The sequence below is a fragment of the Gemmatimonas sp. genome, from assembly GCF_046594945.1.
Classification (GTDB): Bacteria; Gemmatimonadota; Gemmatimonadetes; order Gemmatimonadales; family Gemmatimonadaceae; genus Gemmatimonas.
This window is the reverse complement of sequence record NZ_JBKJRB010000117.1, coordinates 1-10,471: the sequence shown is the minus strand read 5'-3', so window position 1 is coordinate 10,471 and position 10,471 is coordinate 1. Positions and strand designations below refer to the sequence as shown.

Genomic DNA, 10,471 nt, shown 5'->3' with positions numbered 1-10,471 from the left:
GCTTCCACGCTGGCGTTGCTCTTCATCGCCGGCGAGGTCATCCGTCCGTTCGCTTGGGTCATGGCGTTCGGCGTCTTTGTGGCCACGTTCTCGTCGATCTACGTTGCCGGTCCGTTGCTCCTCTGGATTGAGTCGAAATATCCGCGCACCACGTCCGACTCCACCAGCCGGGCGGTCAACGCCGGCAACGACAACTCCGGCGATACGCGGCCCCGGAAATCGGAGCGCCTCATCACCCGGTAACGTTTGTGGCCGTCTTCTCTGACAGTCATGTACATTTGGCCGATCCCGCGTTCGCTGAAGAGGCCGACGCGGTGATCCATCGGGCCCGCGCAGCAGGTGCGCGGGCCCTTGTCTGTATCGGTGACTCGGCGCCCACGGCCCGCCGCGCGCAGTCGCTCGCCGAACGTCACGCCGGCTTTGTCTTCTTTACCGCCGGTGTCCATCCTCATGATGCGGTGTCTTGGGACGATGCGACGGATCCGAAGGCGATCCGCGATGCCGTCGCCAATGGCGCGGTCGCAGTCGGTGAGTGCGGCCTCGATACGCAGTACGATCACTCGCCGCGCGAACGACAGCTTTATACGCTCGATAGGCAGCTCGCGCTCGCCGAAGAACTCCAGAAGCCGATCGTGCTTCACACCCGCGAGGCCGAGGCGGACACCTTCGAATTCCTGAAACGTGCCGAGACGGCCAACGTCCTCGGCGTACTCCACTGCTACACGGGGTCGATCGCCCTCGCCGAGGCGGCCCTGACCGTGGGCTGGTACGTCTCGTTCAGTGGCATCATCACATTCAAGCGCTGGACCGATGAGGCGCTGTTGCGAATGGTGCCTGATCAACGACTGCTCGTCGAGTCCGACGCGCCCTATCTTGCCCCTGTGCCACACCGCGGGAAGCGCAACGAATCGGCCTTCGTCAGCCTCACGTTGGCGCGATTGGCCGCCGTGCGGAGCCAGAACGTCGACGTGCTTGGTTGGCAGACGCTTCGCAACACAAAGGACCTGTTCGACCTGCCGGACGCCGTACTGGCCGTCTAGGTCGCGGCGCCTTCGTTTCCATTCCTGATCACCATTACGCGTATCAACGACATGTCCATCGAGACGATCCACACCGACCACGCACCAAAGGCCATCGGACCGTACGCGCAGGCGGTTCGCGCCAACGGATTCCTGTTCACTGCCGGCCAGATCCCGCTCGATCCGGCGTCCATGGAGATCGAGACCGGAGATGTGACCGCGCAGACGGAGCGCGTGCTCTCCAACCTCACGGCGGTGCTCCACGAAGCTGGCGTGACCTGGAATGACGTGGTGAAGACCACGGTCTTCCTGAAAAGCATGGACGATTTCGTGGCGATGAATACGGTGTACGCGCGTGTGCTGGGTGACGCCCGTCCGGCTCGTTCCACCGTGGCGGTCGCCGGGCTTCCTCGCAATGTGAGCGTCGAGATCGAACTCGTTGCGGCTCTCCCCGCCCGCTGAGGAGTATGAGAAGGATGCTTCGTCTGATTCCACGTGCGCTGTTCGTGGTGACGCTGGTGGCGCCGATGGGCGTCCCGCTGGCGGCGCAGCAGCGCGACTCGGTGACGGCGAAACCTATTCCTCCGGCTAAACCTCCGACCGGCACGAAGCCGCCGGTCGCGGCGCTACCGCTCGCGCAGCGCGGCCGTTTCACACCGCCGCTCACACCCAAACGGGCGTTCCTCTACTCGTCGCTCCTGCCAGGTTTCGGGCAGTCGCGTCTCGATCGCGGAACCTCGGGCGCCCTGTTCGCCAGCATCGAACTCGCCGCCGTGGTCATGATGCGACGTAGTCAGATGGACTTGCGTGAAGCGCGCCGCTATCAGATCGACACGTTGCCCAATCAGTATCTCGTCTCCGGCGATTCGGTGATCAAGAACGGCAGCTACACAAATGGCTTTACCCGCGATCTCGTCAAAACGCGGCGGTTGCACGTGGAAGATTGGATTGCCGTCGTCGCCTTCAATCACCTGTTTGCCGGCGCTGATGCCTTCGTGTCGGCGCAACTCTGGGACGTGCCACTGGAGTTGTCGGCGTTCCCGCGCCCCTCGGGCGCCGTGTTCGTTGCCACCATTCGCTTCTGATGCCCATGCACGCGTCTCGTCGCGCGCCAATCGGCATGTTTGATTCAGGCCTCGGCGGCCTCACGGTCGCCAACGCCCTCATGCGCCGACTCCCGACGGAATCGCTGCTCTATTTCGGTGACACGGCGCGGGTCCCCTACGGTCCGAAGAGTCCGGACACGGTGCGGCGTTACGCGTTACAGATCGGTCAGTGGCTGGTGCAGGAGGGCGTGAAGTGCATCGTGGTGGCCTGCAACACCGCGACGGCGCACGCGCTGGAGGCGCTGCAATCGTCGCTTTCGGTCCCCGTGATCGGTGTGGTCGAGCCGGGCGCGCGGGCCGCGGTGCGCGCCAGCCCGGTCGGGCCGATCGGCGTCATCGGCACGACCGGAACGATTGGGTCAGGTGCCTACGTCCGGGCCATTCAGCAGCAGGCGCCGACCGCGCGAGTGCTGTCGGCCCCATGCCCGCTGTTCGTTCCACTCGTTGAAGAGGGATGGGTCGACCATCCCGCCACGCGGCTCATCGCGCACGACTATCTGTCGCCGATGCGCGAGGCACAAGTGGATACACTGGTCCTCGGCTGCACGCACTATCCGTTGCTGTCATCGGTGATAGCCGCCGAGATGGGCCCCGGTGTCCGGCTCATCGACAGCGCCGAGGAAACGGCGGCGGAAGTCGAGCGCATTCTCGACGACCGCGGACTGCGGCACGATCCGGTCGGCGACCACGATGCGGGCCCGGTGCACCGCGTCGTCGCGTCAGATGCGCCGCAGCACTTCCTCACCCTCGGCGGTCGATTCCTCGACGTTCCGCTCACCGCTGTGGAGTACCACGTCTTCACCTGAGTCGCGCCACGCGCGAAGGGAAATGCGATCGCTCTCAATCAGCAGGTACTGTTGATCGAGATACCAGGCGCCGGCGTTGGCGTACCAGCCGCGGCCAGCGCGACGCAACGTCGGGACATGCGAGTGGCCGTGAATGACTAGTGACGGACCGTCCGGCGCCGTGAGCGCCAGAGTGCCCACCGCCAGCAGTCCGCGGCCCTCGTCGCCGGCCCGCCGTATCCGGCTCGTATGCGAGGAGGCGAGCGCGACGCGCGACGCAAGATTCGGGTGCAGCATGCCGAAGGCGCGGATCGCCACTGGATGGCGCAACACGCGACGGAGTCGGCGATAGGGCGCGTCCTCTACGTCACGAAGCCCGTCGCCGTGCGCTAGTTCGGCCCGCCACGGCCCGATCGAGCCGGACCACGGCCGGAGGGTGTACTCCGCTCCCGTTTCGGCCATGAGCGTATCGCCCCCCCAGCAATCATGATTCCCGCCGATCCACAGCACTGGAATCCCCGCGTCGTGGAGGTCGGCGAGCGCGGCCAACACCCGAAACCCGGTGCGGGGCATGGCGTGTCGCCACGCAAACCAGAAATCGAAGAGGTCGCCCATGATCACTAAGGCACGGGCGCGCGCAGGCACGTCGCGCAGCAACCGCAGCAGGGCACGCTCAGCGCCCTTGGAGGCGACGCCAAGATGTGCGTCGCCGATGACCAGTGTCGGAGTGTGGAGCACGGTGGCAGTTTAACCGTTCGGGGACAGGGCCACAAACGCACGGGACCGCCGCTTGGCGGTCGCGGTGGGCAGCGGCATCTTCCCCCCTCACTCTTCCGCCGGCAGCGCCGGTGTCCCCACTGCCTGCCATGCTGTCCGAAACCATTTCCGAACTGCGCGTGCGATACGCGGAGACCGACCAGATGGGCGTCGTCTACCACGCCAATTACCTGGTGTGGTGTGAGCTTGGCCGTACCGACTTTATTCGCGCACGGGGGAAGTCGTACGCCGAGCTCGAACGCGACGGTCTGCTCCTAGCTGTCTCCGACGTCACGATGCGCTTTCATGCCTCGGCCCGATACGACGATCCCATCCGCGTGCACACTCGACTCACCGCAGCAGGCTCTCGTGGGCTCACCTTTGCGTATCGTGTGATGCGCGCTGACACCGATACGTTGCTGGTCTCGGCGACGACCGCGTTGGTGTCTATCGACAAGTCCGGCCGTTTGGCCGCGATGCCTCGCGACATGCGGGCGATACTCGAGGCGGCAGTCATGCCGACTGACCATGGTCGCTGATCGCGCGACGGCACGACGCCTTCTGACAATGGCCGTTGTCGGCGTGAGTATCGCGGGGGAGGGTTGTGCCAGCGCCGGCGGCCGCGCGGGAGTGCGCCTGACTCCTCCGTCAGCACTTGACGTTCGACACGATGCACGACTCATGTTGATGCTCGATGTGCGTCGGGCGGATACGCTGCTCGTCGACACACTGCTGGTGGATGCCGATCCGGATCGTCGTGCCCGCACCGCGCTGGCGATTGGCCAATTGCGTATGCGTGCGCGGCTCCCGCAGCTGCGTCGATTGCTCACCGATGGCGATACCCTCATCGCGGCGAGTGCGGCTTACGCACTCGGCGTCGCGAAGGACACCCAGGCCGTCTCCTTCCTCGCGCGGGCGATTGGTGGCGCACCCGATCCCGTTGCACGGGAAGCCGCGTGGGCATTGGGCGAAATCGGCGAGCCGGCTCGCACAGTGCTCTCCGTCGCACTGGGCGAAGGACTCGCCGCACCACTTCGCTCGAGCTCCGCCGCGCTGCGCAACGCACCAGTTCGCGCCGCGCTCGTGCTAGCTTCGGTGAAGTTGCGTCCTGCGCCGATTGCCCTAGTCGTGCCGTGGCTTGCCGATACCGCGGCCCAAGTCGTGCGCGCCGCCGCGTATGTCGTTGGACGATTGCGTGCACCGGCCGGCGTGCGCGCGCTGCTCGCCGTGCGCGCGCACGCCGACGATGAAGTCCGACAGTACGTCGCCCGCGCGCTGACACGCTCCACGGTGGGTGATTCGCTTGCCGTTCCGGCGCGCGAGGCGTTGAACGCATTCATGCGTGACGTCGACTGGCGCGTACGTGCGAATGCCGCCGGCAGCGTTTCCACGTTCGGTGCGTCGGCATTTGATGACGTGCAGATCGGACTCGCCGACTCGGTCGCGAACGTCCGCATCGTCGCCGCCGACAGTTTGGCCGTCGTATTCGGTCGCGATGCCGGACGGTGGCGTCGCGCTTGGGAGCGTGACACGCTGCTGGCCGTGCGTCGCCTGATGCTCGCCCACGCGCGCCGACTCGCCCTGCCGATCTTCGATGCCGAAGTGACGGTCTGGCAACAGCACGCCGATTGGCGCTATCGTATGGCGGCCCTCGAGCATCGCGCGCGCGGCAGTGATACCGATCGCGTGCTTACGGCCGAGACCTTTATCACGGACGCCGATGCGCGGGTACGCACGGCGGCGCTGCAGCGTCTCGCGACCAACATCGATGGCAGCCTCGCGCCCCGCGTGCGGGTACTCGCCGAACGGGCCAGCGCCGATCGCGACTCGATCGTCCGGGCAATCGGGCGGCGATTGCTCGCTCCCCGGGACACGGCGGCGCGTCCGCCCCGACCGGCGACTCCAGACTCGCTGGTCGCGCGACCGCTGGGCGATTACGAGCGGCTGGTCCGTCAGTGGGGCACGGCCGGCAGTCGGCAGCCCGTGGCCATCATCGAGACCGATCATGGGGTGATCACGCTGCAGCTCCACGGGCGCGAAGCGCCGTTGGTGGTCGAGGCCTTTGTTCGTCTCGCCAGCAACGGCTTCTACCGGAACACCGTCTTTCATCGCGTGGTACCCAACTTCGTGGTGCAGGATGGCGATCCCCGAGGCGATGGAAGTGGCGGACCCGGTTTTTCGCTCCGCGAGAGCTTCTCACGTCGTCGCCATGAGCGCGGCTGCCTCGGTCTTGCCACCTCGGGACCCGACACTGGCGGGAGCCAGTATTACCTCTGCCACTCCAGTCAGCCGCATCTCGATGGCGCCTATACGGTTTTCGGACACGTACTGACCGGCTTCGACGTCATGGACCGCATCGTGCAAGGTGATCGCATGTTGCGCATCCGCATTCAGTGATCTGCCCCACGCTCCGACTCTACGCCCAGTGATGCTTCCGTACGCTTGTAACGCGAATCGGCGCCGGACGCGCTCCCCTGTCATGGCGGCGCTCACGACGCTGGTCGTTGCCTGTGCCCCCGCGGCGCGCCCGCTGGTCGGCTCGCCCACGCGCGCGGTCCTGCCGCCAACGACAATGGCGCCCGGGGCGCAGCTCTTGCGCTTCACTTGGACGTACAAAGACGAGACCTTTGAAGCCAACGGCGACGGAGCGGTGCGGGCGCAGGCACCAGATCGGGCTCGACTCGACTTCTTCCTGAAGAACGGAATGGCGGGTGGGTACGCCATCCTCGTCGGCGACTCACTGACCGTTCCAGGGGTCGACTTGGTAAAGCGGCTACTGCCGCCAGTGCCATTACTGTGGTCCAGTCTGGGCCGTCTGGCGCTGCCGCCCACGCGAGACACGACCGCGCGCATCGACGGCGACACGCTCCGCGCCGATCTCGGTGTGTTACGAGGACGTGATGCGTCGGGGGCGGATGGCCGGGCGTGGCGGCTAGCCTTTGGCGGAACCGCGCTAGCGAGAGTCGAGCGCATTGAAGACGGCAAGGTCGTCGAATGGATGTCGAGACGTCGTGGGGGCAACGGACAGTGGCAACTGCAGTATGTTCATGAGCGAGGCAAGCGGCGTCTGGCCATTGCCGTGACCGATACCACGACCGTCGAGGGATTCGATGACGCCATCTGGCGCCGTCCGTAGGATCACGCGCGCCGCACGCAGCGTTCCCGCGCTGCTGCTGGGAGCGCTGCTGCTGGGAGGGTGTTACGGATTCTCTGGTGGCGGCGGACTGCCGAAGCAGCTGAAGACCGTCGCGATCGAACCCTTCGACAATCAAACAGCAGTGCCCGAGCTCCAACGCGAAGTGTTCGAACAGCTTCGCGCGGCATTGCGTGATCGCCTCAATTTACGCGAGGCGCCCGCGGCTCGCGCTGATCTAGTGGTGCGCGGTACGCTCGTGAAGTACGACGTCGATTTGCCGGCCGGTGTCAGTGCGGATGGTCGTCAGACCACCTCGACACGGCGACGGCTGCTGATTGTTCTCGATGTCGAGATCATCGATCAAACCACGGGACGAACGCTGCTCAAGAAGAACGGGCTTCAGCGCGAGGGACAGTACGCCGAGGGTGGTGAGGCGGCCGGACGCAAGAATGCGCTCGAGAGCCTGATCTCCGATCTTGTGGAAGGCGTGCAATCGCAATGGTGACGCGCGATGGACCTCGATTCCCCTCTTCTAAAGTCATGACGCTGGAGGCGGCCACCGTGTGGCGACGCACGGTGCGCGGCGCGGTGGTGTTCACGAACGGCGTCTTCGACTTGTTGCATCCGGGCCATGTCGACGTGCTCGACCGAGCGCGGCGCGAAGGCGCCGCGTTGATCGTTGGCGTAAACAGCGACGCGTCGGTCAAGCGGCTCAAGGGGCCGGATCGACCGATTCGCACGTCGGCCGAGCGCTCCGTGGTCCTCGCGGGGCTCGAGGCCGTGGACGCGGTTGTGGTGTTCGACGAAGACACCCCGATTGATCTCGTGCAGGCCATTGAGCCCGATGTCATCGTAAAGGGCGGCGACTATGCGCCGGACACCATTGTCGGCGCGGATTTCGTGACAGCTCGCGGTGGACGCGTGGTGGTCATTCCGCTCGTCGATGGACACTCCACTACTTCCACTATCGAGAAACTGCGTGGCTGACCCTGCCGTGAACGGATCTGATGGAACGAACGACGAACGTCCAGTGCTCTCTGCACGCGTGGGGCGCGCCCACGACGCCATGCGACCGGTGCAGCTCGAGCGCGGCGCCGTGCCGTATGCCGAAGGTTCCTGTTTGGTGTCGTTTGGCCAGACGCGTGTGCTCTGTGCCGCGTCGGTGGAGACGGGCGTTCCGGGATGGCGCCGTGGCACGGGCGAAGGCTGGGTGACGGCCGAGTACTCGATGCTGCCGCGCGCCACCAAGACGCGGTCGTCACGTGAACGTCAGCAGATCGGCGGTCGCACGCAGGAGATTCAACGGCTGGTCGGCCGCAGTGTCCGGGCGATGCTCGACGACTTCCGATTCGGCGAGTTCACCGTCAAGGTGGACTGCGATGTGTTGCAGGCCGATGGTGGCACGCGCACGGCGGCAATCACTGGTGCCTGCGTGGCGGTGCATGACGCGTTCACGTGGATGGTGCAGACCGGCCGCATTTCGGTTTCGCCCGTGCGGCGTCGCGTGGCCGCGATCAGCATCGGACTCGTGGACGATCGGCCGCGTCTCGACCTCGACTACGAGGAAGATGTGCGTGCCGGCGTCGACATGAACGTCGTCATGAGCAGTGAAGGACGCTTCGTCGAGGTGCAGGGTACGGGTGAGCACGGCACGTTTGCGCGCGAACAACTCGATGCGCTGCTGTCGATTGCCGTGCGGGGCATCGAGACGCTCGACGCCATGCAGCAGCACACGCTGAGCGGGCCCTTTCCCCAGCCGCGTTGACTACGCTGCTGACGTCGGGTGCATCCGGTCACGCGGCCGCGTCGCCCGCCCGCATTGTGCTCGCGACGCGCAGCGCGGGGAAGGTGACGGAACTGGTGCCGTTGATGGCGTCGGTCGGCGTCCACGTCGTGACGCTGGCTGACCTCGGTGTTTCCGAATCGCCGGACGAGGACGCGCTTGAGATGTTCGACACGTTTGAGGAGAACGCGCTCGCGAAGGCGCGATACTTTGCGCGGCTCACGGGCGCGATCGTTTTGGCCGATGACTCCGGGCTGGCCGTCGACGCGCTGGGAGGTCGACCCGGGGTGCACAGCAAGCGCTGGTCCGGTCGGACCGATCTACATGGTAAGTCGCTCGATGCGGCGAACAATGTGTTTCTGCAACACGCGCTCTCCGAAGCCGCTGCGCACACGGCGTCGATGTCTCGTCGAGCCAGGTATGTGTGCGCGGCGGCCTGTGTTTGGCTCGACGGCGTTACGTCGTGCGAGGCCGTGGTCCGTGGGGAAACGACGGGCGAGTTGCTGTCGAGTGCACGAGGCACGAGCGGATTCGGGTACGATCCCTACTTCCTATCCGACGACCTTGGTGCGACGTTCGCCGAAGTGGAGCACGACGTGAAGGCGAGCGTGAGTCACCGCGGTCGTGCCTTTGCCAGTTTGCTGCAGCAGGAGGCCGTTCGCGCGCGCCTCGCGCGCGTCATACGTACGGCCTGAGTTGGTGCATTGCGTTGCGTGTGGGTGTACGGTGTGCAGGAAGTGGCAACGGATTTGCGCGCCCCCGTTGACCTCGGCGCTCCAGCAGGCTAACATAAGCGGCCGCTGACCAGCGGGGCGTAGCGTAGCCCGGTATCGCGCCTGCTTTGGGAGCAGGAGGTCGCCGGTTCGAATCCGGCCGCCCCGATCTTACGGTAGGAAAGGAAGTGTTGGCGTATTGCGGATCCGACGTGGATTCGTGTTCGGAACTCCGCAAGGGGACCAGCGGCAGGGCAGGCGCCAGTAGCTCAGGTGGATAGAGCGGCAGCCTTCTAAGCTGTTGGTCGGGGGTTCGAGTCCCTCCTGGCGCGTCACCGTGGTGCCGTTCGCGAGAAGGTGGTCAGGATCGCACTCTTAGCTCAATGGTAGAGCAGCTGACTCTTAATCAGTAGGTTCTAGGTTCGAGTCCTAGAGGGTGCATTTTAGATGGTGCCGGTGTTACACTAACCGGTGTAGGGTTAGGCGGAATGTCGCAGTCGTTTGATTTGTAAATCAAACGCGTTTCGAGGTTCGACGCGGACGAGCTCTCCGAGTTTTTCTGGCGTTGTCAGGCTGGTTGGTACTTGGTTTGTTGGTTGCTGGTGGTGTCGCCTGGCAGGCTCCGTAGCGAGCCGTGCGGTACACGCTCATCGTTGCATCGACCGAACACGAGTTCTCTTCTGGATACTGCCGGGTTGTCAATCCGGGCCTTCCTGATGCCGAAAGGCATCGGTCTGCGACGGCCGCTCACCGCGGCCGTTTTCTTTTGTAGCGGATTGACGAGCGGCCTCGGAAAAAGCTGAAACTGGGGGTTGCGGAATACGCCACGCAATCGCATACTTGCGACCCCGCAGTGCAAACCGGTTCAGTTCATTGAAGACCGTGACTGGAAGGAAGGCCATACGATTCTGCTGCTACGGCGCACACACGATTGCGCGATGCGGACGTGAAAAAGGGGTTGACTTTCGGTGTTCTGCTTGGTACGTTTGGAGGCTGCCACCTAAACGGTGGCCATTACAAAAAGAGTAACTGACGCAGCCGCAAGCGGTTGCGACGTGATAGCAGGGAAGTAGGATCGCTGTTTGACAATCGAAGTTCGAGATCGATGGATGTGCAGAACGGTATCAGTGACCTGCGGCTTCTTCAGGGCTGCAGCGAGATATGCAATCTGTT

The 10,471-nt window shown here is 64.8% G+C and carries 13 protein-coding genes, 3 tRNA genes and 1 pseudogene; 15 read left to right on the top strand and 2 right to left on the bottom strand.

What is annotated here, in order from left to right; all coding sequences use genetic code 11:
• From ACLL97_RS14345 to murI, 5 genes and pseudogenes are all read left to right on the top strand, one after another.
• Positions 1-243 (top strand): annotated as a pseudogene (locus tag ACLL97_RS14345) (hypothetical protein); the annotation flags it as partial.
• 5 nt (positions 244-248) lie between these two features.
• Positions 249-1,040, top strand: coding sequence for a TatD family hydrolase (locus tag ACLL97_RS14340; RefSeq protein WP_411281158.1), 792 nt, complete (start codon positions 249-251; stop codon positions 1,038-1,040).
• A 51-nt stretch (positions 1,041-1,091) separates the two neighbouring features.
• Positions 1,092-1,481: a RidA family protein gene (locus ACLL97_RS14335; RefSeq protein ID WP_411281157.1), complete on the top strand. Its 390-nt coding sequence runs from the start codon at positions 1,092-1,094 to the stop codon at positions 1,479-1,481.
• A 14-nt stretch (positions 1,482-1,495) separates the two neighbouring features.
• The gene (locus ACLL97_RS14330) at positions 1,496-2,104 is read left to right on the top strand and encodes a hypothetical protein (RefSeq protein ID WP_411281156.1); all 609 of its coding nucleotides are present in this window, start codon (positions 1,496-1,498) and stop codon (positions 2,102-2,104) included.
• 5 nt (positions 2,105-2,109) lie between these two features.
• Positions 2,110-2,931 carry a glutamate racemase gene (gene murI / locus ACLL97_RS14325; protein WP_411281155.1) on the top strand — a complete coding sequence of 274 codons (822 nt, stop codon included), beginning with the start codon at positions 2,110-2,112 and terminating at the stop codon, positions 2,929-2,931.
• Here murI and ACLL97_RS14320 read toward each other — a convergent pair.
• Positions 2,845-3,648: a UDP-2,3-diacylglucosamine diphosphatase gene (locus ACLL97_RS14320; protein WP_411281154.1), complete on the bottom strand. Its 804-nt coding sequence runs from the start codon at positions 3,646-3,648 to the stop codon at positions 2,845-2,847. The two genes, murI and ACLL97_RS14320, sit on opposite strands and share 87 nt — an antisense overlap.
• 110 nt (positions 3,649-3,758) lie before the next feature.
• Between ACLL97_RS14320 and ACLL97_RS14315 the strand changes: the two genes are divergently transcribed.
• The 10 genes from ACLL97_RS14315 (at position 3,759) to ACLL97_RS14270 (ending at position 9,739) form a co-directional block, all read left to right on the top strand.
• Complete coding sequence (locus tag ACLL97_RS14315) at positions 3,759-4,205, top strand: acyl-CoA thioesterase (protein ID WP_411281153.1); 447 nt, start codon at positions 3,759-3,761, stop codon at positions 4,203-4,205.
• A 142-nt stretch (positions 4,206-4,347) separates the two neighbouring features.
• A complete protein-coding gene (locus tag ACLL97_RS14310) occupies positions 4,348-6,063 on the top strand; it encodes a peptidylprolyl isomerase (protein ID WP_411281152.1) in 1,716 nt (571 codons plus the stop codon).
• Between the two features lie 82 nt (positions 6,064-6,145).
• The gene (locus ACLL97_RS14305; protein ID WP_411281151.1) at positions 6,146-6,802 is read left to right on the top strand and encodes a hypothetical protein; all 657 of its coding nucleotides are present in this window, start codon (positions 6,146-6,148) and stop codon (positions 6,800-6,802) included.
• On the top strand, positions 6,777-7,307 hold the full coding sequence (gene lptE, locus ACLL97_RS14300) for an LPS assembly lipoprotein LptE (protein ID WP_411281150.1): 531 nt from the start codon (positions 6,777-6,779) through the stop codon (positions 7,305-7,307). Before ACLL97_RS14305 ends, lptE begins: the two co-directional genes overlap by 26 nt.
• Positions 7,308-7,342: 35 nt before the next feature.
• Positions 7,343-7,789 carry a D-glycero-beta-D-manno-heptose 1-phosphate adenylyltransferase gene (gene rfaE2, locus ACLL97_RS14295; RefSeq protein WP_411281149.1) on the top strand — a complete coding sequence of 149 codons (447 nt, stop codon included), beginning with the start codon at positions 7,343-7,345 and terminating at the stop codon, positions 7,787-7,789.
• 43 nt (positions 7,790-7,832) lie between these two features.
• Positions 7,833-8,567, top strand: coding sequence for a ribonuclease PH (gene rph, locus ACLL97_RS14290; protein WP_411281159.1), 735 nt, complete (start codon positions 7,833-7,835; stop codon positions 8,565-8,567).
• Positions 8,564-9,280 carry a non-canonical purine NTP pyrophosphatase gene (locus ACLL97_RS14285; RefSeq protein WP_411281148.1) on the top strand — a complete coding sequence of 239 codons (717 nt, stop codon included), beginning with the start codon at positions 8,564-8,566 and terminating at the stop codon, positions 9,278-9,280. Before rph ends, ACLL97_RS14285 begins: the two co-directional genes overlap by 4 nt.
• 113 nt (positions 9,281-9,393) lie before the next feature.
• A tRNA-Pro gene (locus tag ACLL97_RS14280) sits at positions 9,394-9,467 on the top strand.
• A gap of 89 nt (positions 9,468-9,556) precedes the next feature.
• Positions 9,557-9,630: transfer RNA gene (locus ACLL97_RS14275), tRNA-Arg, on the top strand.
• Between the two features lie 37 nt (positions 9,631-9,667).
• Positions 9,668-9,739 (top strand) — tRNA-Lys (locus tag ACLL97_RS14270).
• Positions 9,740-9,996: 257 nt separating this feature from the next.
• Here ACLL97_RS14270 and ACLL97_RS14265 read toward each other — a convergent pair.
• Positions 9,997-10,200: a hypothetical protein gene (locus ACLL97_RS14265; RefSeq protein WP_411281147.1), complete on the bottom strand. Its 204-nt coding sequence runs from the start codon at positions 10,198-10,200 to the stop codon at positions 9,997-9,999.
• Positions 10,201-10,471 lie beyond the last annotated feature (271 nt).

Bases quoted from the DNA above. Each gene is read 5' to 3' on its own strand.
- ACLL97_RS14305 (WP_411281151.1), top strand. From the start codon at position 6,146: ATGGCGGCGCTCACGACGCTGGTCGTTGCCTGTGCCCCCGCGGCGCGC.
- rfaE2 (WP_411281149.1), top strand. From the start codon at position 7,343: ATGACGCTGGAGGCGGCCACCGTGTGGCGACGCACGGTGCGCGGCGCG.
- lptE (WP_411281150.1), top strand. From the start codon at position 6,777: ATGACGCCATCTGGCGCCGTCCGTAGGATCACGCGCGCCGCACGCAGC.
- ACLL97_RS14330 (WP_411281156.1), top strand. From the start codon at position 1,496: ATGCTTCGTCTGATTCCACGTGCGCTGTTCGTGGTGACGCTGGTGGCG.
- ACLL97_RS14335 (WP_411281157.1), top strand. From the start codon at position 1,092: ATGTCCATCGAGACGATCCACACCGACCACGCACCAAAGGCCATCGGA.
- murI (WP_411281155.1), top strand. From the start codon at position 2,110: ATGCACGCGTCTCGTCGCGCGCCAATCGGCATGTTTGATTCAGGCCTC.
- ACLL97_RS14265 (WP_411281147.1), bottom strand. From the start codon at position 10,200: ATGGCCTTCCTTCCAGTCACGGTCTTCAATGAACTGAACCGGTTTGCA.
- ACLL97_RS14310 (WP_411281152.1), top strand. From the start codon at position 4,348: ATGTTGATGCTCGATGTGCGTCGGGCGGATACGCTGCTCGTCGACACA.